The sequence below is a fragment of the Arthrobacter sp. Marseille-P9274 genome (assembly GCF_946892675.1).
Lineage (GTDB): Bacteria > Actinomycetota > Actinomycetes > Actinomycetales > Micrococcaceae > Crystallibacter.
The window spans coordinates 1,175,500-1,200,046 of record NZ_CAMPOV010000001.1; the positions used below are offsets into that span (position 1 = coordinate 1,175,500).

At 67.7% G+C, this 24,547-nt stretch carries 21 protein-coding genes; 12 read left to right on the plus strand and 9 right to left on the minus strand.

Annotated elements, in window-relative coordinates:
• The first annotated feature begins 145 nt into the window (after positions 1 to 145).
• The 6 genes from OC550_RS05320 (at position 146) to nrdR (ending at position 8,150) form a co-directional block, all read left to right on the plus strand.
• Positions 146 to 838 carry a DivIVA domain-containing protein gene (locus tag OC550_RS05320; protein ID WP_262104245.1) on the plus strand — a complete coding sequence of 231 codons (693 nt, stop codon included), beginning with the start codon at positions 146 to 148 and terminating at the stop codon, positions 836 to 838.
• Between the two features lie 130 nt (positions 839 to 968).
• Complete coding sequence (gene lspA, locus OC550_RS05325) at positions 969 to 1,610, plus strand: signal peptidase II (RefSeq protein ID WP_262104246.1); 642 nt, start codon at positions 969 to 971, stop codon at positions 1,608 to 1,610.
• Entirely contained in the window at positions 1,603 to 2,538 is a 936-nt protein-coding gene (locus OC550_RS05330; RefSeq protein ID WP_262104247.1) for an RluA family pseudouridine synthase, read from the plus strand. Before lspA ends, OC550_RS05330 begins: the two co-directional genes overlap by 8 nt.
• Before the next feature lie 56 nt (positions 2,539 to 2,594).
• Positions 2,595 to 6,137 carry a DNA polymerase III subunit alpha gene (dnaE, locus tag OC550_RS05335; protein WP_262106263.1) on the plus strand — a complete coding sequence of 1,181 codons (3,543 nt, stop codon included), beginning with the start codon at positions 2,595 to 2,597 and terminating at the stop codon, positions 6,135 to 6,137.
• Between the two features lie 44 nt (positions 6,138 to 6,181).
• Positions 6,182 to 7,567, plus strand: coding sequence for a histidinol dehydrogenase (gene hisD, locus OC550_RS05340; protein WP_262104248.1), 1,386 nt, complete (start codon positions 6,182 to 6,184; stop codon positions 7,565 to 7,567).
• 82 nt (positions 7,568 to 7,649) lie between these two features.
• On the plus strand, positions 7,650 to 8,150 hold the full coding sequence (gene nrdR, locus OC550_RS05345; protein ID WP_262104249.1) for a transcriptional regulator NrdR: 501 nt from the start codon (positions 7,650 to 7,652) through the stop codon (positions 8,148 to 8,150).
• A 111-nt stretch (positions 8,151 to 8,261) separates the two neighbouring features.
• Here the strand turns inward: nrdR and ppgK are convergent, their stop codons facing one another.
• Both ppgK and map read right to left on the minus strand, forming a co-directional pair.
• Positions 8,262 to 9,077 carry a polyphosphate--glucose phosphotransferase gene (gene ppgK, locus OC550_RS05350; RefSeq protein WP_262104250.1) on the minus strand — a complete coding sequence of 272 codons (816 nt, stop codon included), beginning with the start codon at positions 9,075 to 9,077 and terminating at the stop codon, positions 8,262 to 8,264.
• A 52-nt stretch (positions 9,078 to 9,129) separates the two neighbouring features.
• Positions 9,130 to 10,008, minus strand: a complete 879-nt coding sequence (map, locus tag OC550_RS05355; RefSeq protein WP_262104251.1) for a type I methionyl aminopeptidase — start codon at positions 10,006 to 10,008, stop codon at positions 9,130 to 9,132.
• Between the two features lie 77 nt (positions 10,009 to 10,085).
• Between map and OC550_RS05360 the strand changes: the two genes are divergently transcribed.
• Positions 10,086 to 10,250 carry an SPOR domain-containing protein gene (locus tag OC550_RS05360; protein ID WP_262104252.1) on the plus strand — a complete coding sequence of 55 codons (165 nt, stop codon included), beginning with the start codon at positions 10,086 to 10,088 and terminating at the stop codon, positions 10,248 to 10,250.
• Here the strand turns inward: OC550_RS05360 and OC550_RS05365 are convergent.
• From OC550_RS05365 to panB, 3 genes are all read right to left on the minus strand, one after another.
• The gene (locus OC550_RS05365; RefSeq protein WP_262104253.1) at positions 10,247 to 11,647 is read right to left on the minus strand and encodes a hypothetical protein; all 1,401 of its coding nucleotides are present in this window, start codon (positions 11,645 to 11,647) and stop codon (positions 10,247 to 10,249) included. The two genes, OC550_RS05360 and OC550_RS05365, sit on opposite strands and share 4 nt — an antisense overlap.
• Positions 11,598 to 11,870 (minus strand): hypothetical protein, encoded by a 273-nt coding sequence (locus tag OC550_RS05370; protein WP_262104254.1) that lies wholly within the window; start codon positions 11,868 to 11,870, stop codon positions 11,598 to 11,600. The genes OC550_RS05365 and OC550_RS05370 overlap by 50 nt, the downstream gene beginning before the upstream one ends.
• Before the next feature lie 112 nt (positions 11,871 to 11,982).
• Positions 11,983 to 12,849: a 3-methyl-2-oxobutanoate hydroxymethyltransferase gene (panB, locus tag OC550_RS05375; protein ID WP_262104255.1), complete on the minus strand. Its 867-nt coding sequence runs from the start codon at positions 12,847 to 12,849 to the stop codon at positions 11,983 to 11,985.
• Between the two features lie 151 nt (positions 12,850 to 13,000).
• Between panB and OC550_RS05380 the strand changes: the two genes are divergently transcribed.
• The 3 genes from OC550_RS05380 (at position 13,001) to OC550_RS05390 (ending at position 17,887) form a co-directional block, all read left to right on the plus strand.
• Entirely contained in the window at positions 13,001 to 14,341 is a 1,341-nt protein-coding gene (locus OC550_RS05380; RefSeq protein ID WP_262104256.1) for a glutamine synthetase family protein, read from the plus strand.
• Positions 14,342 to 14,352: 11 nt separating this feature from the next.
• The gene (locus tag OC550_RS05385; RefSeq protein ID WP_262104257.1) at positions 14,353 to 17,373 is read left to right on the plus strand and encodes a bifunctional [glutamine synthetase] adenylyltransferase/[glutamine synthetase]-adenylyl-L-tyrosine phosphorylase; all 3,021 of its coding nucleotides are present in this window, start codon (positions 14,353 to 14,355) and stop codon (positions 17,371 to 17,373) included.
• Between the two features lie 181 nt (positions 17,374 to 17,554).
• Positions 17,555 to 17,887 carry a cupin gene (locus tag OC550_RS05390; RefSeq protein ID WP_262104258.1) on the plus strand — a complete coding sequence of 111 codons (333 nt, stop codon included), beginning with the start codon at positions 17,555 to 17,557 and terminating at the stop codon, positions 17,885 to 17,887.
• Between the two features lie 123 nt (positions 17,888 to 18,010).
• Here the strand turns inward: OC550_RS05390 and glnA are convergent, their stop codons facing one another.
• Positions 18,011 to 19,435, minus strand: a complete 1,425-nt coding sequence (gene glnA / locus OC550_RS05395) for a type I glutamate--ammonia ligase (RefSeq protein ID WP_262104259.1) — start codon at positions 19,433 to 19,435, stop codon at positions 18,011 to 18,013.
• A gap of 241 nt (positions 19,436 to 19,676) precedes the next feature.
• Here glnA and OC550_RS05400 point away from each other — a divergent pair, with 241 nt between their 5' ends.
• A complete protein-coding gene (locus OC550_RS05400) occupies positions 19,677 to 20,114 on the plus strand; it encodes an RDD family protein (RefSeq protein WP_262104260.1) in 438 nt (145 codons plus the stop codon).
• An 85-nt stretch (positions 20,115 to 20,199) separates the two neighbouring features.
• On the opposite strand, the gene OC550_RS05405 is transcribed toward OC550_RS05400, so the two are convergent.
• Genes OC550_RS05405 through lipB form a run of 3 tightly spaced genes read right to left on the minus strand, consistent with a single transcriptional unit; the run spans position 20,200 to position 22,692 of the window.
• The gene (locus OC550_RS05405; protein ID WP_262104261.1) at positions 20,200 to 20,958 is read right to left on the minus strand and encodes a DUF4191 domain-containing protein; all 759 of its coding nucleotides are present in this window, start codon (positions 20,956 to 20,958) and stop codon (positions 20,200 to 20,202) included.
• 37 nt (positions 20,959 to 20,995) lie between these two features.
• Entirely contained in the window at positions 20,996 to 21,997 is a 1,002-nt protein-coding gene (gene lipA, locus OC550_RS05410) for a lipoyl synthase (protein ID WP_262104262.1), read from the minus strand.
• Entirely contained in the window at positions 21,994 to 22,692 is a 699-nt protein-coding gene (lipB, locus tag OC550_RS05415) for a lipoyl(octanoyl) transferase LipB (RefSeq protein WP_262104263.1), read from the minus strand. Before lipB ends, lipA begins: the two co-directional genes overlap by 4 nt.
• Positions 22,693 to 22,810: 118 nt before the next feature.
• On the opposite strand from lipB, the gene OC550_RS05420 reads away from it, so the two are divergent.
• A complete protein-coding gene (locus OC550_RS05420; protein WP_262104264.1) occupies positions 22,811 to 24,511 on the plus strand; it encodes a serine/threonine-protein kinase in 1,701 nt (566 codons plus the stop codon).
• The last annotated feature ends 36 nt before the right edge of the window (positions 24,512 to 24,547 follow it).

Below are 24,547 nucleotides of genomic sequence, written 5' to 3' on the forward strand. Positions count from 1 at the left end.
ACGCGGTTATGCTTCAGTGCTGAAAAGTTATACGCTGACTTTCAGAGGCAGTGAATGTAACGTGTCAGGGAATCTTTTCGCTACCGTTGTCATGAACGCGTTCGCATGTATTCGTGATCTACAAGAACCAGTATGAGGTGACCACATGGCTCTGACGCCTGAAGACGTTGTCAACAAGAGGTTCCAGCCGACTAAGTTCCGTGAAGGCTATGACCAGGACGAGGTCGACGACTTCCTTGACGAAATTGTCGTAGAGCTGCGCCGGTTGAACCAGGAAAACGACGAGCTGCGCAAGAAGCTCGCCGAGGCCACCTCAGGCCGGCCGTCGACGGCCAGCGTCCCCGCGCCGGTTGCCGCCGCGCCGAAGGTCGAAGAGCCGGTGAAGGAAGAGCCGAAGGAGCCGGTCAAGGAAGAAGCCAAGGCCCCGGCGCCCGCACCTGCACCTGCCCCCGCCACCGCGCCGGCACCGGCGGTATCCGCGCCGGCGGCCGCCGCTGCGCCCTCCGGCCACGCGGCCACGGCCGAGTCTGCCGCCGGCGTCCTGGCCATGGCCCAGAAACTCCACGACGAGTACGTCAATGCCGGTGTGGAACAGCGCGACAAGATCATCGCGGAAGCGCAGATCGAAGCCAGCACCCTGGTCAACGACGCGCAGGAGAAGAGCCGCAAGACCCTCGGCGCCCTCGAACAGCAGAAGGCCGTCCTGGAGCGCAAGCTGGAGCAGCTGCGCGGATTCGAGCGGGATTACCGTTCGCGCCTGAAGGCTTACATCGAAGGCCAGCTGCGCGACCTCGAGGCACGCGGTTCCTTCGCGACGCCTGACATCAAGGATTCCTAGACCACTGCGAATGTGAGCGCCGTGCCGCGGGCATGGATGCAAATGGCCGGTGCCGGGGCTGCCCCTGACACCGGCCATCGCCATACTGCCGCTCCCATCCCGACCCGCCGCCCTGCCGCTCGAAGGAACCATGTCTGAACCAAACCGCGCCGACCAGCCGCCTGCCGACAGCAGCGGCGGAACCGCCAGCCCGACGGCGGGCAAGAGCGGCGCCACTCGTTTCGTGCTGATCCTGGCGGCCTGCGCCGCCCTTGCCTACGGCCTTGACCAACTGACCAAGGCCTGGGTGGTGGGCACGATGTCCGAGGGCGACGTCATTCCGGTCATGCCGCCGCTGCTGCACTGGCACTTCATCCGCAACTCGGGGGCGGCCTTCTCGATCGGCGAGGACTACACCTGGGTCTTCACGATCATCATGTCGGTGGTCGCAGCCGCCATTGTCTTCTACGCGGGCCGCATCCGGTCGCTCTGGTGGTCCGTGGCACTGGGGTTCCTGCTGGGCGGGGTGCTCGGCAACCTCACCGATCGGCTGTTCCGGGAACCCGGCTTCGGCGTCGGCCATGTCGTGGACTTCATCGCGCTGCCCAATTTCGCGATCTTCAACATCGCCGACGCGGCGATCGTCGGCTCGGTGATCCTGTGGTGCCTGCTGACGTTGCGCGGTATCGGCATGGACGGCCAGCGGGTCGGGAATGGGAAGCACGAGGCCGGCGTGGACAGAACGGGCCGGGATCGTCCGCAGGAGCCGTCCCAGGGGCAGGACAGTGCCTGAGCAGGTTTCCACATTCACCCTCGGGCCGGATACCGCCGGCAAACGGGTAGACGCCGCCCTCGCGCAGCTGCTGGGGATCTCCCGCTCCTCGGCTGCGGCCTGGTGCAGCGACGGCCACGTGACGATCGCGGGGCGGGTAGTCGGCAAATCCGAGCGGCTCCCGGACCGCGGCGAGCTGCGCGTCAGCCGCCCCGAGGAACGTGACCCGCTGGCCGTCGTCGTTGAGGACGTGGAGGATATGAAGATACTTGGTGACGAGGACGACTTCGTCGTTATCGACAAGCCTGTCGGGGTCGCGGCACACCCGTCGCCCGGCTGGGTGGGCCCGACGGTGGTCGGCGTCCTGGCGGCACGCGGGTACCGGATCTCGACTTCCGGGGCCGCCGAACGCGCCGGCATCGTCCATCGCCTCGATGTCGGTACCTCCGGGGTCATGGTGGTTGCCAAGACGGAGCACGGCTACAGCCTGCTCAAGCGGGCCTTCAAGGACCGCACAGTGGACAAGGTCTACCATGCCCTGGTCCAGGGCCTGCCCGATCCGCTGGAGGGGACCATTGACGCCCCCATCGGCAGGCACCCCGGATATGACTGGCGGTTCGCCGTCGTCGAGGACGGACGCCCCTCGGTGACGCACTATGAGGTTCTGGAGGCCTTTGGGCGAGCCACCCTGGTGGAGGTCCATCTGGAAACCGGGCGGACCCACCAGATCCGCGTGCATTTTTCCGCCCTGCGCCACCCGTGCGCCGGCGACCTGACCTACGGGGCCGATCCCAAGCTGGCTGCGGAACTTGGCCTGACCAGGCAGTGGCTGCACGCCAGGAGGCTCGGCTTCACCCACCCTGGCACGGGCGAGTGGGTCGAATACGAAAGCGACTACCCGGCTGATCTGGCCTATGCGGTCGAGGCGCTGGTCGAGCATCGGGTCTGATGGCGAGGCGGCTCGGCCCGGCGGGGCGTGCCGCCTAGAATGTTTTGGTGGCAACAGTGACTAGCTCTAAGACCGGTACGGGAAACTTCGTACACCTGCACAACCACACCGAATACTCGATGTTGGACGGCGCCGCTCGCCTGACGGACCTGTTCGACCATGCCAAGGAACTCGGCATGGAATCCGTGGCCACCACGGACCACGGTTTTGTCTTCGGGGCCTTCGACTTCTGGAACAAGGCCCGGAACGCAGGCGTGAAGCCCATCATCGGTGTTGAAGCGTACCTGACGCCGGGAACCGCCCGGCAGGACAAGACCCGTGTGCGGTGGGGCGACGGCGGCCGCAACGACGTTTCGGGTGCCGGCGCCTACACGCACATGACCATGTGGGCGGAAACCACCGAGGGGATGCACAACCTCTTCCGGATGTCCTCGCTCGCCTCGCTCGAGGGCTACCTCTACAAGCCGCGCATGGACCGCGACCTGCTCCAGACCTACGGCAAGGGCCTCATAGCCACCACCGGCTGCCCCTCCGGCGAGGTCCAGACCAAGCTGCGCCTGGGCCTCTACAAGGAGGCGATGCAGGCGGCGTCGGACTTCCGCGACATCCTCGGGCCGGAGAACTTCTTCTGCGAACTGATGGACCACGGCCTGGACATCGAGCGCAACGTCCACGCGGACCTGATCAAGCTGGCCCGGGAGCTGAAGCTGCCGCTGGTGGCCACGAACGACCTGCACTACACGCACGCCGAGGACGCGAAGTCGCACGCCGCGCTGTTGTGCGTCCAGTCCGGCTCGACGCTGGCGGACCCCAAGCGCTTCAAGTTCGATGCGGACGAGTTCTACCTGAAGTCGCCGGCCGAAATGCGCGCGATCTTCCGGGACTACGAAGAGGCCTGCGACAACACGCTGCTGATCGCCGAGCGCTGCAACGTGGAGTTCAACACCAAGGCCAACTACATGCCGCGCTTCCCCTGCCCACCGGGGGAGAACGAGGAATCCTGGTTCATCAAGGAAGTCGAGGCCGGGCTGCACTACCGCTATCCCGACGGCATTCCCGACGAGGTGCGCAAGCAGGCCAACTACGAAATCGGCGTCATCTCGCAGATGGGCTTCCCGGGCTACTTCCTGGTGGTGGCGGACTTCATCAACTGGGCCAAGAACAACGGCATCCGGGTCGGACCGGGACGTGGCTCGGGCGCCGGTTCCATGGCCGCCTACGCCATGCGGATCACCGACCTGGACCCGCTCAAGCACGGCCTGATCTTCGAGCGGTTCCTGAACCCGGACCGAGTGTCCATGCCCGACTTCGACGTCGACTTCGACGATCGGCGCCGCTCTGAAGTGATCAAGTACGTTACCGAGAAGTACGGCGATGAACGCGTGGCCATGATCGTCACCTACGGCACCATCAAGGGCAAGCAGGCCCTGAAGGACTCGTCCCGCGTGATGGGCTACCCGTTCTCCGTGGGGGAGCGGCTGACCAAGGCGATGCCGCCGGACGTCATGGGCAAGGGCATTTCCCTCCCGGACGTGCACAATCCGGACGCGCCGCGCTACGGAGAGGCCGAGGAGCTGCGCGAGCTGCTCAAGTCCGATCCCGACTCGGCCAAGGTATTCGAGACTGCGTTGGGCCTGGAAGGACTGAAGCGGCAGTGGGGCGTTCACGCCGCCGGCGTCATCATGTCCTCCGACCCGCTGATCGACATCATCCCGATCATGCGCCGCGAGCAGGACGGCCAGGTCATCACGCAGTTCGACTACCCGACCTGCGAGGGCCTGGGCCTGATCAAGATGGACTTCCTGGGGCTGCGGAACCTGACCATCATCTCGGACGCCCTGGAGAACATTAAGCTCAACCGCGACGAAGACCTGGTCCTGGAAGACCTGGCCCTCGACGATAAGGCCTCGTACGAGCTGCTCGCCCGCGGAGACACGCTGGGCGTCTTCCAGCTCGACGGCGGGCCCATGCGTTCGCTGCTGAAGCTGATGCGCCCGGACAACTTCGAAGACATTTCCGCCGTGCTGGCGCTGTACCGTCCCGGTCCCATGGGCGCCAACGCGCACACCAACTACGCGCTGCGCAAGAACGGGCTGCAGGAGATCGTTCCGATCCATCCCGAGCTGGCCGAACCGCTCGAGGACATCCTCGGCGGCACCTACGGCCTGATCGTGTACCAGGAGCAGGTCATGGCCATCGCGCAGAAGCTGGCCGGCTACTCGCTGGGCCAAGCGGACATCCTGCGCCGCGCGATGGGCAAGAAGAAGAAGTCGGAGCTGGACAAGCAGTTCGCCGGCTTCTCCCAGGGCATGAAGGACAACGGCTATTCCGACGCCGCCGTCAAGACCCTGTGGGACATCCTGCTCCCGTTCTCCGACTACGCGTTCAATAAGGCCCACTCGGCCGCCTACGGCGTGGTCTCCTACTGGACGGCGTACCTGAAGGCGCACTATCCGGGCGAGTACATGGCCGCCCTGCTCACCTCCGTCGGCGACGACAAGGACAAGCTGGCGATGTACCTGAATGAGTGCCGGCACATGGGCATCACCGTCCTGCCGCCTGACGTCAACGAGTCCAGCGTCAACTTCACCCCGGTCGGCAAGGACATCCGCTTCGGCATGGGCGCCGTCCGGAACGTCGGCGCGAACGTCGTCCATGCGATGGTCGGCGCCCGCGAGGAGAAGGGGCATTTCGCCAACTTCAGCGATTTCCTGCAGAAGGTCCCCGCCGTTGTCTGCAACAAACGGACCATCGAATCCCTGATCAAGGCCGGGGCGTTCGATTCGCTCGGGCACCCGCGCCGTGCGCTGGCCATGGTGCACGAAGAGGCGGTGGACTCCGTCATCGTGCTTAAGCGCAACGAAGCGGCGAACCAGTTCGACCTTTTCAGCGCCTTCGACGACGGCGGCGAGGCCGGCGGTGCGCTGGCGGTGGAGATCCCCGACCTGCCGGAATGGGAAAAGAAGGACAAGCTGGCGTTCGAGCGCGACATGCTCGGCCTGTATGTCTCCGACCATCCGCTGCAGGGGCTCGAGGGCCTGCTCAGCCAGCATGCGGACATGTCCATCACGTCGGTGATCAGCGAGGAGGGCCCCGCCGACGGCTCCATCGTCACCATCTCCGGCATGATCACCTCCCTGCAGCGCCGGATCGCCAAGAACAGCGGCAACGCCTACGCCCGCGCTGAGGTCGAGGACCTGGGCGGCTCGATGGAGGTCATGTTCTTCGGGCAGGTCTACGGCCCGATCTCGTCGATCCTGGCCGAGGACCTGATTGTGGTGGTGCGTGGCCGCCTGCAGCGCCGCGACGACGGCGCGGTCACCCTCAATGCGCAGGAACTGACCGTTCCCGACCTGAGCGACGGCCATTCCGGGCCGGTCGTCATTTCGATGGCCAGCTTCAAGGCCACCGAAACCATGGTCTCGTCGCTCGGGGATGTCCTCCGCACGCATCCGGGGACCACCGAGGTCCAGGTGAGGCTGAACAGCTCGCGCAAGATCGAGGTCATGAAGCTCGGCGTGGACCTGAGGGTCAATCCGACCCCTGCGCTTTTTGGCGACCTGAAGATCCTGCTCGGGCCCGCCTGCCTGGACGTATGACGCGGTAATCCGGGCCAGGTCCTGCGCTTACGTAGAATAGAACCGTGACTGCTGCGACCAACTCCGATTCATCCTTCGCCCTGCCCGTCCTCGACCTGCGCGGGCGGCGCCTTGGCTCCGCCGAGCTGAAGGCCGCGATGCCGCGAGCCGAGACTACTTTCGATGTGGCCTCGCAGGCGGTGGAGGAGATTATCGGCAGCGTCCGGAGCCGCGGCTTCGAAGCCCTGGCGGAGCTGGCACAGCGCTTCGACGGCGTCGAGCAGTCGCACCCGAAGGTTCCCGCCGAGGCGCTGGAAGAGGCCCTGGCGGCACTGGATCCCGCGGTCCGGGCCGGGCTCGAGGAATCGATCGCCCGCGCCAGGACTTTCGCCGAGGCACAGAAGCCGGCGGACGCCGTCGTCCCCATTGCCGATGAGGCCACGGTCACGCACAAGTGGGTGCCGGTGGCACGCGTCGGACTCTATGTCCCGGGCGGACTGGCAGTCTATCCCTCGTCGGTCGTGATGAACGTGGTTCCCGCGCTGGCCGCCGGCGTCCGGTCGATCGCCCTCGCCTCGCCTCCGCAGAAGGACTTCGGCGGCCTTCCGCACCCCACGATCCTGGCGGCAGCGCGGCTGCTGGGCATCGACGAGGTCTATGCGATCGGCGGAGCCCAGGCGGTCGCGGCCTTCGCGTACGGGGTGCCGGCCAATGACGCCGGGCCCGCGCTGGAACCCGTGGACGTCGTCACCGGCCCGGGCAACGTCTTCGTCGCCACCGCCAAGCGGCTCGTGAAGTCCGTCGTCGGCATCGACGCCGAGGCCGGCACAACGGAAATCGCGATTCTCGCGGACGAGACCGCCAACCCGGCCTTCGTCGCCGCGGACATGATCAGCCAGGCGGAGCACGACCCGCACGCGGCATCCGTCCTGGTCACCGACTCCGCCGCTCTGGCCGATGCGGTTCGCGCCGAGTTGGCCGTCCAGGCGGCGGCCACCCGGCACGCCGAGCGGGTGGCGCAGGCGCTGACCGGGCCGCAGTCGGGCATCATCTTCGTGGACGACGTCGAACAGGGCATCGCGGTGTGCGACGCCTACGCTGCCGAACACCTTGAGATCCACACGCGGGACGCTGCCGCCGTGGCGGCGCGGATCCGCAACGCCGGTGCGATCTTCGTCGGCGACTACAGCCCGGTCAGCCTCGGCGACTACTGCGCCGGCTCAAACCATGTGCTGCCCACCAGCGGAACGGCCACGTTCGCCTCCGGCCTGAACGTCACGACCTTCCTCAAGGCGGTGCAGATCATCGATTACGGGCGCGCCGCGTTGGAGGAGGTCGGCGGGCACATCGTCGCCCTTGCCCAGGCCGAGGACCTGCCGGCCCACGGGGACGCTGTCTCGGTGCGGTTCCGGGACGGCGCGGCAGGCGCTGCCCAGCCTGCCGGCCGGTGAGTCACCCAAAGCCTGCCGCTGTTATCTGTGCCAGTGGCTTTAACGATCGATCCGCCAGCGCGGGTCAGGAAGGGAGTGCGGCGTGTACTGTCCGTTCTGCCGCAATGCGGATTCCCGCGTCGTCGACAGCAGGCTGACCGAGGACGGCTCGGCCATCCGCCGGCGCCGGCAGTGCTCGGAATGCGGCCGCCGTTTCACGACGTTGGAGACGACCAGCCTGAGCGTGGTCAAGCGCTCAGGCGCCGGCGAGCCGTTCTCGCGAACCAAGGTGATCAACGGCGTGCGCAAGGCGTGCCAGGGCCGGCCGGTGACGGATGACGACCTGGCCCTGCTTGCCCAGGAGGTCGAGGAGACGGTCCGTGCCAGCGGCGCGGCGGAGATCGATGCGCACCAGGTCGGCCTGGCGATTCTGGGCCCGCTGAAGAAGCTGGACCTGGTGGCGTACCTGAGGTTTGCCAGCGTGTACCAGGGGTTCGAGTCGCTCGACGACTTCGAGTCGGCCATCGGGCAGTTGCGGTCGGAGACCGAGGCCGCGGCGAAGGCCGGGCCTTCCGGCAAGCAGCGTCCGCTCACCGCGCGGTAGGCTCCCCGGGGGCGCTGGTGCCCGGAGGGACCTCGAGGCGCCGCACCCGGAGGTGAGGCCGGCCGACGAGCCGACCCGGCCGCCTAGCGACAGGCCGCTGCGTGGAACCGGCTACCCGGGGTACTTGAAATGGTGCGCGGCCTGCAGGGCGGCGCCGACGATGCCCGCGTTGTTCTTGAGTTCGGCGGGCACGATTTCCGTGGCCAGCTTGAGCTTCGGCAGGAAGTCCACGCTGCGCTTGGAGATTCCGCCGCCCACGATGAAGAGCTCGGGGGAGAAGAGGAACTCCACGTGGGAAAAGTAGCGCTGCAGGCGCACGGCGTACTCGTCCCAGTCGAGGCCGTCGCGCTCCCGCGCCATGGCGGAGGCCTTGGTCTCGGCGTCGAAGCCGTCCACCTCGAGGTGCCCCAGCTCGACGTTCGGGACTAGCTGGCCGTTGAAGATGAAGGCCGAACCGATGCCGGTCCCCAGCGTAATCACCAGCACGGTGCCATCGCGTCCTGCGCCCACCCCGAACCGCGCCTCCGCGAGGCCGGCGGCATCGGCGTCGTTCATGACGTGGACTTCGCGTCCGAGGCGCTCGGACAGGAGCTTGTCGACATCCGTCCCGACCCAGCTCGGGTCCACGTTTGCGGCTGAGAGCGCGACGCCGTGCCGGATGATGGCCGGGAACGTCACGCCCACGGGGGACTGCGGCGGCGGCCCCTCGGGGCGCGCGGAGAGTTCCTCGACGACGGCGGCAACCACCTCGGCGACGGCCTCCGGGGTCGACGGCTTGGGCGTGTCCAGCCGCAAACGGTCCCCGACCAGCTTGCCCTTCTTCAGGTCGACGATGCCGCCCTTGGTTCCGGTGCCCCCGATATCGATCCCGAGGACGGACCGGGCAGCCTTCTTTGCGGCCCTCCGGCCATCGTCCATCTCGCCCATGAATGCTCCGTCCGTGGTCCGGGGTCCTGTTTGCCGCCAGCCTACTTGCTGGTCAGGGCAATGTCAGGATTTCGGCTCCGCTTTCGGTGACCAACAGGGTGTGCTCGAACTGTGCGGTCCGCTTGCGGTCCTTCGTGACGACGGTCCAGTCGTCGTCCCACATGTCCCACTCGACGGTGCCCAGAGTCAGCATCGGCTCGATAGTGAAGACCATGCCGGGCTCGATCAGCCGGCTGTAGGCGGGGGCGGCGTCGTAATGGGGGATGATGAGGCCGGTATGGAACGCCTCGCCGACCCCGTGTCCGGTGAAGTCGCGGACCACGCCGTAGCCGAAGCGCTTGGCGTAGGACTCGATCGCCCGGCCGATCACGTTGATCTCGCGGCCCGGGGCCACCGCGCGGATGGCGCGGTTGAGTGATTCCTGCGTCCGCTCGACGAGCAGGCGGGACTCCTCGTCCACGTCGCCGACCAGGAAGGTGTAGTTGGTGTCGCCGTGGACACCGTCGACATACGCTGTGATATCGATATTGATGATGTCCCCGTCGCGCAGCTCGGTGGTGTCCGGGATGCCGTGGCAGATCACCTCGTTGACCGAGGAACACAGGGACTTGGGGAAGCCTCGGTAGCCCAGCGTGGACGGGTAGGCCTGGTGGTCCAGCAGGAACGCGTGGCCCACCCGGTCCAGCTCGTCCGTCGTCACCCCCGGACGGATATGCTTGCCGACCTCGACGATCGCCTGCGCGGCGATCCGGCTGGCACGGCGGATCCGCTCGATGGTGTCCGCGTCCTTGACCTCGGAACCCGTGAACTTCGCCGGCGCCGGCTTCCAGGCGTACTCGGGCCGCGGGATCGAAGACGGAACCGGGAGGACCGGACTGACGGTGCCTTGGACGAGCGTGCCCAAGGGTGCTGTTGCTGCGATGTGGGGCATAGTATCGATCTTATAGCCCGGTGCCGCTGCGGCGGCCAATCAGGCCGGCTTGCGCCGGCCCCAAGGAAGGGACACATATGCCGGAATACTGGTTCAACGTGGTCACGCACCAGGTCGAGGTGGGCGCGCAGTCCGACTGGACCCAGCTGATCGGGCCCTACGAGACACAGGCCGAGGCCGAAAAGGCGCTGGAGAAGGTCCGTGAACGCAACGAGGCCTGGGATGCCCAGGACGAGGACTAACCGCCTTCTCCGGCCATGACTGCCTCCCTCTCAACCACAGCCTGGCGCGAGAGCACCTCAATCACGATGACCAGCAGCACAACAATGACTGCCAGTGTCAGAACTACCGCTGCGGTTGGGTAGGTCCAGAAGATCAGGACCAGTGCCGCAATGGCGACGACGGCAGCCTCCAGGATGCGCCGGTGCCGGGCCAGCCAGCGCTGCCACGGTTTGGCCGGCCCGGAGCTGATCTTGCCGGTCACGAAATCGGCACCATTGGTGAACCCCCTGCGTACTGCGCGGGCAGCGCCCGAGGGGCCGCTCAGGAAGGCAGCAAGCGCAACCACCAGGCCCAGCACGAACACCATCCGCAGCGTGGTCCGCAACGGCACCAGCAGCGTGTCGATCAGCACCTGTGCGGCGCCGGGAGAGATGGCGTCGGGCGGGATCTGATTGAGCAGGTAGCCCCGTCCGATGGCCAGTCCTATGGCCAGCAGGGCCATGGCCACGCTGAATGCGAGCCCGGCGAAGATGACCGCCCGCCGCCGGCCGCTGCGAGGCGCGGCGGCCACTGCGCCAGCAGCACAGGCTAACGCCGCCCAGGGCAACAGCTCAGCTGCCGTGTTGAGCGTGCTGACGGCCCTGTGTGCCCGGACGAGCGCCGGGGCCTGGAAGAGGGTTATCTCAGCGTTGACCTCGAGAATGTTGCGGGCGAAGCCCACGCCCTTTTCGAGCAGCACGCTCTTGACCCGCTCAATGATGGGAGCAACGGACAAGGTGACCGTACCGGCTTGATCGATCGTGACCGCACCGTCGTTCTCTCTGGTCAGGATCGCGACCAGCCTTTGATGGGCTCTCCGGTTGGCCTGGATCCACAGGTCGTCGAACTGCTCGGTGGCCACCAGCCTGGCGGTCGTGTCATGAATCAGGGTCGCGGCCTGGTCGGCAATGACGGGCGCCAAACCGGTAACGTACGGAGCCACCCGGGGGGTCGCTTGGGTGACGGCGGCCAGAGCCTCCCGGGTGAGCCCCTCGATATCAACCCTGGAGGTGATCTGTTCGGTGACTTGGTCTGCTATTTCTGCCTGGATGACCGGGTCCGACGACAGCGGTGCGACGGTGGCCAGGTAACGGTCGGTATCGAGTACTTCGCTGCGCAGGTAGGCTGCGGCCACCGCTGACATGGTGAGCACGCAGGTCAGGACCAGCAGGATGGCTGATGCGACCCACCGCCAGACGTGCGAAGTGCGACTAGTCCTGGCCGGTGTGCCGGGCTCCGTCTCCAGGCGCTCTCTTTTCAGCTCGGCGTTCTCCCGACGCAGCGCCATCAACTCTTCGTATTCTGCAGAAGGCAGCGGTTTGCCAATCTCACTCATGGTGGTGTTCCATCCGCTCACCGTCGGCATGCCCTGCGGCATGGGACGTTCTTAGCCGGCTGCCCGCTTCCGTCTCCGTGGCAGATGCTCCCTTGCGCCCCATGAGCAGGATGGGCGCCACCGGCGCCCGACCTGCCGAAAGGACCAGGAAGGCCGCATAGCCCAGCGTCAAGCAGATCGGACCGATCCTGGCCATCTGGATGGCCGGGATGAAAGCCGGGGCTGTAATCCGGCTGATCGCTGCACTGGCAAGTTGGGCAACCATGACTATTCCAGTGGAGCGCACGCGGTGGCCTCGGGACTCACCCGCCAAGGATGAGATCAAACGTTAGCCGGCACGAACCGCTACAGCACGATGACGTCAGCCCGCCAGATGGCTAAAAACTGTGCTCCCTGCCGGGGAAGGTGCCGCTGCGCACATCGGCGGCGTACTCACGGGCGGCAGCGCCCAGTACCGTGCGCAGGTCGGCGTACTGCTTGACGAACTTGGCCATCCTGCCCCCGCGGAGGCCAGCCATATCCTGCCACACCAGCACCTGGCCGGTGGTAGCGCTGCCAGCCCCGATGCCGACCGTTGGAATGCGCAGGGCACCATCCACCGCCGCCGCTGTCTCCGCCGGCACCATCTCCATCAGCACCGCGAAGGCGCCGGCTGCTTCCAGCGCCGTGGCATCCTCGATGAGGCGGTGGGCGGCATCGCCCCGCCCCTGGACCCGATAGCCGCCGAGGGAGTGTTCGCTCTGCGGGGTGAAGCCGATGTGCCCCATGACCGGGACGCCGGCGTGGACCATGGCGCGGACGGTGTCCGCGTAGTACGCCCCGCCCTCCATTTTGACCGCATGCGCGCCGCCTTCCTTGAGGAACCGCACTGAGGTTTCCACTGCTTGGGCGGCGGAGACCTCATAGCTGCCGAACGGCAGGTCGGCGAGGATGAAGGCGCGCTTGGCGGAGCGGCTCACCGCCCGGCACAGCGGCAGCAGTTCGTCCACCGTGACCGGAAGCGAGGTCTCGTTTCCGTAGACGTTGTTGGAGGCCGAGTCCCCGATGAGCAGGACCTCGATGCCCGCCTCGTCGAAGATCTCTGCGGCGTACTGCTCGTAGGCGGTCAGCATGGCGAAGCGCCGGCCTTCATCCTTGGCCTGCTGCAGGTGGTGGATGCGGATCCTGCCGCTGGGCTTGGTCTGCGGGGCCGGGCCGGTGCCGTAGGGGGCGGGCTGTTCTGGCCCGGAGCTGGGGGACGTCATGGTGTAGAGCCTAGTGGGCCGGTGCGCCGCGGCTCCAGAGGACGACGGCGGCGGGGCGGCTCCGTGGGGCAGGAAACAAGGGTTTCCTTCAGTAGAGTGAGTACTAGCAGGCCGCTTCAAGGCCACGAGGCCAGGCACGGAAAGGGTATCAATGGACCGCCAGCAGGAATTTGTGCTCAGAACCATCGAAGAACGGGACGTCCGGTTTGTCCGGCTGTGGTTCACCGACGTTGTCGGATCGCTCAAATCCGTGGCACTGGCCCCGGCCGAGGTCGAGGGCGCCTTCGAAGAGGGCCTGGGCTTCGACGGCTCGTCCATCGAGGGCCTGGCCCGCGTCTTCGAATCGGACATGCTGGTCCAGCCCGACCCGGCGACCTTCCAGATCCTGCCCTGGCGCGGCGAGGCGGAGCAGACCTCGCGGATGTTCTGCGACGTGCTGACGCCGGACGGGGAGCCCTCCGCGGCCGACCCGCGCAACGTGCTCAAGCGCGCCCTGAGCAAGGCCGCGGACATGGGCTTCACCTGCTATACGCATCCGGAGATCGAGTTCTACCTGCTCAAGTCGCAGGAACTCGGCCCCGACGGCGTGCCGGTTCCCGTGGACCAGGCCGGCTACTTCGACCATGTGCCCGGCGGCGTGGCCCAGGACTTCCGCCGGACCGCCGTTACGATGCTCGAGAACGTGGGCATCTCGGTCGAGTTCAGCCACCACGAGGACGGCCCGGGCCAGAACGAGATCGACCTGCGCTACGCCGACGCGCTGCAGACCGCGGACAACATCATGACCTTCCGCACGGTGGTCAAGGAGGTGGCGCTGATGGAGGGCATCTACGCCACCTTCATGCCGAAGCCGTTCTCCGAGCACCCCGGTTCCGGCATGCACACCCACTTCTCCCTGTTCGAGGGGGATTCCAATGCGTTCTTCGAAGCGGGTGCAGAGTACCAGCTGTCCAAGACCGCCCGGCAGTTCATCGCGGGCCTGCTCAAACACGCCCCGGAGTTCACGGCCGTCACCAACCAGTTCGTCAATTCGTACAAGCGCCTCTGGGGCGGGGGAGAAGCCCCCAGCTACATCTCTTGGGGCCACAACAACCGTTCCGCCCTGGTCCGCGTGCCGCTCTACAAGCCCAACAAGGGCCAGTCCGCGCGGATCGAGTACCGCGGCATCGACTCGGCGGCCAACCCCTACTTGGCCTACGCCGTCCTGCTCGGGGCCGGGCTGAAGGGCATCGAAGAGGGCTACGAGCTGCCGGCGGGCGCCGAGGAAGACGTCTGGAGCCTCAGCTCGGCCGAGCGCCGGGCCATGGGCCACGACCCGCTGCCGTCCAGCCTGCACGACGCGGTCCGCGTAATGGAGGAATCCGAACTGGTGGCGGAGATCCTCGGCGAGCAGGTCTTCGAGGTGTTCCTGCGGAACAAGCGGGCGGAATGGCACGACTACCGGATCCAGGTCACGCCGCACGAGCTGCACCGGAACATCGGCATCCTGTAGGTCCGGACCGCATGAGCCTGAACCGGCAGCTGATCGCCAGCGGCTTCAAGGACCTCGAGAAGAGCACGCGCTTCCTGGCCGCCCGCGAACTGAACGGCCTGGACCGTGACCGCCTCTTCGAGGGATTCAGCCAGGCAGCAGACCCCGACCTTGCACTGGTTTCGCTGGTCAGGCTCCTGGAGCGGCACCCCCAGCTGGCCGAGCTGGCCTCCGCGGACGCGGACACCAGCGAGGCGATGTTCCGCCTCCTGGGCGCCTCGGAGGCACTGGCCGAGTTCCTGCTGCGCCGGCCCGAGCATTTGGATGTGCTGCGGACCAAGGCCAGCCCCGAACCGGCCGCCGTTCCGGCGGCGCGGCTGCGCGCATCGCTGCTCGAATCGGTCGGCGCCGACCCAGCCTCGGACCAGCCGGTCGCGCGGCAGTCCGGGAAGGACGCGTACAGCCGGCTGCGCAGCCGGTACCGGCGGCACCTGGCAGAGCTCGCGATCAGGGACCTCTGCGCGGCTTCGCCCGTGGACTTCATGCCTGCTGCTGGCCGCGAACTCGCGGACCTCGCGGCGGCGGCGATCGAGGCGGGGCTCGCGGTCTCCCGCGCGGAGCTCGAAGAGCGCTTCGGGGCGGATGAGGCCGGGCGGGTGCGGCTCGCGGTCATCGGGATGGGCAAGTGCGGCGCCGGGGAACTGAACTATATTTCCGACGTCGACGTGGTCTACGTGGTGGAAGCCGACGGACTCGACGAGGCCCGGGCGGCGGTGATCGGCACGGCGCTTGCCACGGGCATGACGCGGGCGATCTCCTCGGCCGGACCGGAGCCCGGGCTCTGGGAGGTTGACGCCAACCTGCGTCCGGAGGGCAAGGACGGCCCGCTGGTGCGGACCCTGGAGTCGCACCTCAGCTACTACCGGCGCTGGGCCCACACCTGGGAGTTCCAGGCCCTGCTGAAGGCCCGGCACATCGCGGGGGACCGGGACCTCGGCCTGCGCTACGAGGAAGCGGTGGCGCCGCTGATCTGGAGCTCCTCCGAGCGGGAGGGCTTCGTGGAGTCCGTGCAGGCCATGCGCGGCCGGGTCACCGACAACATTCCGGTGCACGAGCGCGGGCGGCAGATCAAGCTCGGGCGCGGCGGCCTTCGCGATGTCGAGTTCACCGTCCAGCTGCTGCAGCTGGTCCACGCCCGGGTGGACGAGTCGCTGCGGGTGCGGGACACGACGTCGGCCATCGCCGCGTTGAGCACGGCCGGCTACATCGGCCGCTCCGACGCCAACGAATTCGACCGCTCCTACCGATACCTGCGCGTGCTCGAGCACCGCATCCAGCTGGTGCAGCTCCGCCGGACCCACCTGATGCCGCAGGACGAGGCCGCCCTGCGCGCGCTGGCCAAGTCCTCCCTGGGCTCGCTGGCAATGGGACGGCCGGCCCCGGAGGTGCTGCTGCAGCAATGGCAGCAGACCAAGCGCCGGGTCCGCGAGCTGCACGAGAGCATCTTCTACCGCCCCCTGCTGGCGACGGCCGCGAACCTCAGCGCCGATGAGGTCAGGCTGTCGCCGGAAGCGGCGCAGGGGCGGCTCGCCGCCTTGGGCTACCTGGATCCCCGCGGCGCCATGCGGCACATCGAGGCGCTGACGGCGGGTATCCGGCGCCGTGCGCTCCTGCAGCGCCAGCTGCTGCCGGTCCTGCTGGAGTGGATTGCCGACGGCGTGGACCCTGATGCCGGCCTGCTCGGCTTCCGCCGGCTCAGCGAAGCTCTGGGGGAGTCCCACTGGTACCTGGGCATGCTCCGTGACTCGAGCTCTGCGGCCGAGCGGCTGTGCCACGTGCTCTCCAGCAGCCGGTTCATCACCGACCTGCTGGAGGTGTCCCCCGAATCAGCGGCGTGGCTGGGCTCCGACAAGGAGCTGGCGCCGCGGAGCTTCGAACTGCAGTGGCAGGAAATCCGGCACAAGATGTCCCGCCACCAGGATCCGAAGGCCGCGATGCGGCTCATCCGCCAGATCCGCCGACGGGAAATGCTGCGCATCGCCATCGCCGACAGCTCGGGCCTGCTGGACCAGAACCAGGTGGGGATCGCGCTGTCCGATGCGGATCGGGCGGCGATCCTCGGTGCCTTGCACGTCGCTGAGGGCGTGGTGTTCGAGGAGGACGAGCAGCTGACCAGGGTCCTTGTGGTCGCGATGGGACGCCAGGGCGGCCGCGAGATCGGCTACGTCTCGGACGCGGACGTCATCTACCTGCACAAGCCGTTGCCGGAGGCGGATCCGGACGCGGCGCAACAGCAGGCGCTGCGGATCGTCTCACAGCTTTCGTCGCTGCTGCAGCAGCCGTGCAGCCCGCCGGTGCTCGCCGAACGCCCGCTGGAGCTGGATGCCGCGCTGCGCCCCGAGGGCAAGAACGGCCCGATGGTCCGCTCGCTGGACTCCTACCGGGAGTACTACCAGCGCTGGTCCCTCGTGTGGGAGACCCAGGCGCTGCTCCGCGCCCGGCCGATCGCCGGTGACGACGAGCTGGCGGCCGAGTTCATCGAGCTCATCGATCCCATCCGCTACGGGCGCGAGGTGGGGCCGGAGGAAGTCCGCGAGATCCGCAGGATCAAGGCCCGGGTGGAATCGGAACGGCTGCCCCGCGGCGCCGACCCGGCCCGCCACCTAAAACTGGGCCGCGGTGCCCTGAGCGACGTGGAATGGCTGGTCCAGCTGCTGCAGTTGCTGCACGCCCACGACCATCCGGGCCTGCGCACCACCGGAACCCTGGACGCCCTGGACGCCATCGAGGAGGCCCGCCTGCTGCCGGCCGCCGACGTCCTGACGCTGCGCCGGAGCTGGTCCCTGGCGAGCCGGATCAGGTCCGCCAACGTCATCTGGAGCGGCAAGAACGCAGACCTGCTGCCGTCCTCCCGCCGCGATCTGGAGGCGGTGGCCCGCTGGTGCGGCTACCAGCCCGGGCACGGCGGCGCGCTTGAAGAGGACTACCTGAGGCTCACCCGCCGGACACGCGGCATCTTCGAACGGTACTTCTACGGCTTCGGCACGGAGTAGCCTCCTAGGTGAGGCGGCCAGCAGCAGCGCGTGGCCATCGCACGGTCGCTGGCGATGAGCCCGGCGGCTTGCCAACGCGGCCACCGCCGTCGTCCGTCCCCGCACCGGTCGGCCGGTGTTGCCGGCTTCGCGCTCCTGACGGCTAGGCTGGGGCCAGGACCTGATGACGAAGGAGCGCAACATGACCGACATTGAGCTGGTAGCCCGGGAACATCTGGCCGTCGCGGTGGAGGCCCCGCACGGGCGCAGCGCGGCGATGGTGGCGCAGGAGGGGCCCCTGCGGCAGACGGTGCTGGCGCTGAAAGCCGGCGCCGTGCTGGGCGAGCACAACGCGCCGGTGGCCGGCAGCGTGTATGTGCTTGAAGGGTCCATCACCCTGGTCTCCGCCAGCGGGAGGGTCGTCGTCAACGAGAACCAATTGGCGCTGGTGCCGCAGGAACGGCATTCCGTCGAGGCGAGCGAGGACTCGGTCTTCCTGCTGACCGCTGTGACCGAGACGCATCTGCCCGGCTGACCTGCGCCGAGGCATAACAACTAAGGCCAACCAGAGCCAACTACAGAGGGCCCGTCCGGACTGCCAAGCGGCAGTTCGGACGGGCCCTCTGTAGTCGCGGCGCCTGCTTCGCGCCGGCTCCGGCTAGATGTGGTAGTAGAGCTCGAACTCGTAGGGGTTCGGGCGCAGCAGCAGCGGGGCGATTTCGTTCTCGCGCTTGTAGGCGATCCAGGTGTCGATCAGGTCCTGGGTGAAGACGCCGCCGGCCTGCAGGAACTCGTTGTCGGCCTCGAGCGCGTCCAGGGCTTCCTCGAGCGTGCCCGGAGCCTTCTGGATGTCCTTGGCTTCCTCGGCGGGCAGCTCGTACAGGTCCTTGTCGATCGGGTCAGCCGGCTCGATGCGGTTCTTGATGCCGTCGAGGCCCGCCATCAGCTGGGCGGCGAATGCCAGGTACGGGTTCGAGGAGGCGTCCGGGGCGCGGAACTCGATGCGCTTGGCCTTCGGGTTGGAGCCGGTGATCGGGATGCGGATACCGGCGGAGCGGTTGCCCTGCGAGTAGACCATGTTGACCGGAGCCTCGAAGCCCTTGACCAGGCGGCGGTAGGAGTTGACCGTCGGGTTGGTGAAGGCGAGCACGGCGGAGGCGTGCTTGAGCAGGCCGCCGATGTACCAGCGGGCTGTGTCGGAGAGGCCGGCGTAGCCCTTCTCGTCGTAGAACAGCGGCTCGCCGTTCATCCACAGCGACTGGTGGCAGTGCATGCCCGAGCCGTTGTCGCCGAAGACCGGCTTCGGCATGAAGGTCGCGGACTTGCCCCAGGCGTCGGCCACGTTCTTGACGATGTACTTGAACTTCAGCAGGTCGTCCGCGGCGTGGACCATGGTGTCGAACTTGTAGTTGATCTCGGCCTGGCCGGGGGCGCCGACCTCGTGGTGGGAGCGCTCGACCTCGAGGCCGACGGCGTCCAGTTCCACGCAGATGGCGTCGCGGAGGTCGGCCTGCTTGTCGATCGGCGCGACGGGGAAGTAGCCGCCCTTGACCGGGGTCTTGTAGCCCTGGTTGCCGCCCTCGTCCTTGCGGCCGGAGTTCCAGTGCGCCTCGATGGAGTCGACGGCGTAGAAGGAGTGCTCCGGGCTGGACTGGAAGCGGACGTCGTCGAAGATGAAGAACTCGGCCTCGGGGGCGAAGAACGCGGTATCGGCGATGCCGGTGGAGGCCAGGTAGGCCTCGGCGCGCTCGGCCACGCCGCGGGGATCGCGGTGGTAGGGATCGCCGGTGCGCGGGTTCACGATCGAGAAGTTCAGCGCCAGGGTCTTCTCGACGCGGAACGGGTCGATGAACGCGGTGGTGACATCCGGGATGAGCTGCATGTCGGATTCGGCGATGCCCTGGAACCCGCGGATGGAGGAGCCGTCGAACAGCTGTCCGTTGACAAAGAAGTCCGCGTCAACGGTCTTGGCCGGCACGTTGAAGTGCTGCTGGACGCCGGGCAGATCGGTGAAACGGATGTCGATGAACTTAACATCTTCGTCCGCGATGTACTTGAGGACTTCGTCCGCATTGTTGAACATCGGGCATGCTCCTTACGCATTCAGGGGGTAACCGCCGGCAGCGACACAGGCGCCGGCAACAGTGACCAATGTAGAACCACGGAATTTCCCGTTGGTGTCGCAAATGTTTCCGGCAGGTTACTTATGGGGTCCGACCCGTCAAGACTAGCGTGCCGCGGGCCGCCGCGCCGACCGCGTTACGCCGGGACGGCAGCAGCCCTGAGCAGGCGTCCACGCTGCCAAGTGTCGGTACCCTTAAGGGGTGGTAAGCAGAAGAGACCTTGGCTCCTGGCTCGAAGGGCCGCCCCAATCCAACGAGCAGAACTGGCCCGGCCAGCGACTGGGCCTGCCCCGGACCGGACCCGGCTCGATCGCCCGGCCGGGCCGCCGTATAGTCGCGCTGATGATCGACTGGGGCCTGAGCTACCTGATCGCGGGGTGGCTGTTCGGCGGGGCCGAGCTGAGCATCCTGGCAATCTTCGCGGTGGAGCAGCTGCTGCTGGTCGGCACGTTGGGCTACAGCATCGGCCACCGGATTATGGGGATCGCGGTGCGGAAACCGGACGGATCGGCGCCCGGCCTCTTGGCCGCCGTCGTCCGCACCGTATTGCTGTGCCTGGTGATTCCCGCGGTGATCTTCGACCAGGACCAGCGCGGGCTGCATGACCGGGCGATGTCCACCCTCCTGGTCCGGATGTAGGCGCCGCCTCGAACTCTCGTAAAAAGTCCCATAACGACGGCGAAGGCCACCTGGAATTCCCAGGTGGCCTTCGCCGTCGTTATGGTTAGCGTCCCCGCATGGCGCGCCGGTCCGGGCGGGCCTTGAAGGGATCGACACCCTTCGGGATCGGAAGCTTGTTGGTGCCGAGGGCGCTGAGGCGCTTGTCGACGGCCTGCACCTCCTGCTTGGTCAGCTCCTTCTTGAGCTTCTGGACGTGCTTGGCCACCTTGGACAGCTCCACCTGTCCCTCGCCCCGGCCCGTCTCGATCACGTGGATCTTGACGTTGGGCAGGATGCGGGCGAGCCGGCGCCGCTCGTTGTCCACCAGCGGCTTGACGCGGTGCGACGGGCCCTCGGTCACCAGGACAATGCCGGGACGGCCGACGGCGCGGAACACGGCGTCCTGGGTGCGAGGGTTGACCGCGACGGGCTGCTCCTGCAGGATCCACCCGCGGCGTAGCACGCTGAGGGCGGCTCCGGACGCGCCCGGCTGGCCTTCGATCTGCGCGAAGGCGGCACGCTCGGCGCGCCGGGACAGGATGAACATGGCGGCGAGCAGGCCCAGCGGGATCGCAATGATGAGCAGCGTCACCCAGTTGTTGATCAACAGGCCAATCAGCAGGCCGACGGCGACGATGCCCAGGAAGGCCAGCAGCATGATCCACACGACGTTGGGGTCGTTGCGCCGGGTCATCTGGAAGACCTGGCCGATCTGCTTCAGGCGGCCCGGGCCCTTCTTGGCCTTGGCGGGCTTATCGGGCTTGGGCTTGCGCGAGAACAAGGCGCGCTTCGGGGTGGCGTCGGAACCAGTGCTATTGGACATAATGAGGCAATTCTACAGTGGCCGGGGACGGTGGATTTCAGTGCGCGACAAGGCTGGCGGCTTCCTGCCGCGTGGAGCCGGAATCGCCGATGTGCGCCAGCTCGGGCGGAAGCTCCCGGCCCTTCTTGCGCATCGCCGTCGCCCAGAGCCGGCCCGCCCGGTAGGAGGACCTCACGAGCGGTCCGCTCATGACGCCGAGGAAGCCGATTTCCTCGGCCTCATCGCGCAGCTCGACGAATTCCTCCGGCTTGACCCAGCGGTCCACCGGATGGTGCCGCTCCGTCGGACGCAGGTACTGCGTGATCGTGATCAGGTCGCAGCCGGCTTCGTGCAGGTCGCGGAGCGCCTCCGAGACCTCTTCCCGGGTTTCGCCCATGCCGAGGATGAGGTTGGACTTGGTGACCATGCCGTGCCGCTGGCCCTGGGTGATCACGTCGAGCGACCGTTCGTAGCGGAAGGCCGGCCGGATGCTCTTGAAGATGCGCGGTACGGTTTCCACGTTGTGCGCGAAGACCTCCGGCGCCGATTCGCAGATGGCGGCGATGTGGTCCGGCTTGCCGGAGAAATCCGGAATCAGGAGTTCGACGCCGGTGCCCGGGTTCAGTTCGTGGATCTTGCGGACTGTTTCGGCATAGAGCCAGACGCCTTCGTCCTCGAGGTCGTCGCGTGCGACACCCGTGACCGTGGCGTACCGCAGGTTCATGCTGGCGACCGACCGGGCGACCTTGGTCGGTTCCATGATGTCGATCGGCGAGGGCTTGCCGGTGTCTATCTGGCAGAAGTCGCAGCGCCGGGTGCATTCGGAGCCGCCGATCAGGAAGGTGGCTTCCCGGTCCTCCCAGCATTCGAAGATGTTCGGGCATCCGGCCTCTTCGCAGACCGTGTGGAGGCCTTCTTCCTTGACCAGGTTCTTGAGCTGGACATACTCGGGCCCGATGTTGACCTTGGCCTTGATCCACTCCGGCTTGCGCTCGACCGGGGTCGCGGCGTTCCGGGCTTCGATGCGCAGCAGACGGCGGCCTTCGGGGGCAGCACTCACAGCAATGCTCCTTCCTGCCGGACGGAGCCGGCTCCGGTGGCGTCACCGGTTTTGACGAGCGCGGTTTCGAACCGTCGCAGTTCTTCCTCGACCCGGTCGGCGACGTCCGCCGGGGTCACGGGGCGCCCGGTTTCGGTGCTGATGGTGGTGGTTCCGGCGTCGCTGATCCCGCAGGCGATGATCTGCTCGTAGGGTGCCAGTTCGTTGCTGCAGTTCAGGGCAAAGCCGTGCATCGTCACGCGGTGCTTGACCCGGATGCCGATCGCCGCGATCTTCCGGTCCTGGCGGCCTCCCTCACCCTCGATCCAGACTCCGGACCGGCCGTCGATGCGCGTGCCGTTGATGCCGAAGTCCGCCAGGACGTTGATCAGGGCCTGTTCCAGGACATGGACGTAGTCCGCGACCTTGGTTGGTTCGGGCAGCGCGACGATGGGGTAGCCGACGAGCTGGCCGGGTCCGTGCCACGTCAGCTTGCCGCCCCGGTCAACGTTGACAACGGGGGTGCCGTCCAGGGGACGCTCTTGTTCCTCGGTGCGTTTGCCGGCCGTATATACAGAGCTGTGCTCGAGGAGCAGGACGGTGCTGGGCGCCTCTCCTGCCAGGACTGCATCGTGGATGCGGCGCTGGAGGTCCCAGCCCTCCTGGTAGTCGACATAGTCGGGGGCAAACCCGATTCGGGAAAACTCTAGGCTCATGCGGACCAGCCTACGCCGCAGCCCCTCCAACACGTAGTTGTGTGTCGGCGGCCGGGGAGCCACTGCAGCCTGTGGATAACTCCAGCGCGTGCCGCCCGCCTGTAGTAGATCTGGACACATGACACAGCCACTGTTACCGGATTCCGGGGGCCTGGCCGTCGGCGCCGAGGAGCCACCGCGACCCGTAGCGGAAGGTTTCCGCGTCATCCGCTGGCTCGGCAGCGGAGCAGCCGCCCATGTCTGGCTGGTCGCCGAGGAACGGGGCGGCGCGGAGTATGCGCTGAAGGTCTTCCGGCCGCAAAACGGTCCTGATCACGCCGATGCTGCCGCCGCGGCGGAGGCGGACCGGGAGCGGCAGCTACTGGGGGCAGCGGCCCACGACCATCTGGTGACGGCCCTGCGGATGGTTCCGACGGACGCCGGCCCCGGGCTCCTGCTCCAGCATGCTGCCGGCGGGTCGCTCGGGGCCCTGGTCGCCGCACGGGGGCCGCTCAGCGTCGCCGAGACCGTCACGGTGCTGACGCCGATCGCGCAGGCCCTGGCGTTCCTGCACGCGCGCGGGATGACCCACGGGGACGTGGCGCCGGGGAACGTGCTCTTCACCGAGCACGGCAAGCCGCTGCTCAGCGACTTCGGCGTCGCACGTCCCGTCGGCTCGGTCCGCTCCGTTCCGGGAGGCACACCGGGGTTCTTCGCGCCGGAGGCGGCCGCTTCCTCCCGCCCGGACCAAGGACTCGAACCGGACGCGGATGTGTATGCGCTGGCCGCGCTTGGCTGGTACATGCTGACCGGGCGGGTTCCGGCCCGCACGGCCAAGCGGCCGCCGCTCCGGGTCATGGTGCCCGACGTGCCGGTGACGCTCGTCGAACTGCTTGAAGCAGGATTGTCGGAGGCGGCCGCCGAGCGCCCCGGTTCTGAAGAGTTCGCCCGCCGTGCCTTCCGGGCGGCACGGCCCGAGCCGGTGGATCTGGCCGCGGCCGTGCATCCGTCGGTGGCGCCCAAGCTGCTGACCCGGCGGATCGCCACGGGCAAGGACCGCCGTCCGGTGCTGTCCCAACTACTTGGCCATATCGGCCGTGGCCGGGTGCGCGGGACGACACGCCGGCGCCCCAGCAGGACGCTGAGTCGCTCCCGCTCACTGCCGAGCAGCCCCCGTGCGGAGCGGAAGCCGCGGCACGAAGCGGCGGCGGCCACCGGAAGGGCCGGGAGGGCCGCCGGCGGGAGAAGGCACGGCGCCGTGCTCGCCGCCGGCCTGCTGGCAGTGGGACTCGCGGCGGCCGTTCTCGTCGGGGCCGCCATCGCGGGGGCAGGCCGGGGGACGCCCCCGGCGACCGTGCACGCCGGGCTGGAGGCTTCCCCGGCGGCTCCGGCTTCCCCGGGGCCGGGTGCTCCGGCGCGGGCGACGCCCGGGAAGCATGCCGCCGCCGTCACGGGTGATGATCCGGCAGCCGCGGTCGAGGGCCTGACCTGGCTCCGCACGGAAGCGCTGCTGACCAGGGATGCACGACTGCTCGCCCAGGTGAATGCCGAAGGGTCGCCGGCCATGGCCGCGGACCGGGAGGTCATTGCTGCGCTGGAGGAACGGGAGCATCGGTTCAGCGGCCTGTCCGTGGAAGTGTCGCACGCCGCCGTCGTCAGCCGTGCCGGCGGGGTCGTTGAGGTTGCCGCGACGGTGACGACATCTGGCTTCGAACAACGCGACGCCGGAGGCCGCGTCGTTGCCGCCGCCGGCGAGCCGAAGGTACAGCGCCTCGTGCTCGCCCTCGTGCGGGAACGGGGCCGGTGGCTCATCTCTTCACTTCATGATCCGCCGCGGTGACGGCGGTCCGCGGGCTCGCACCGCGGCGTGGCTAAG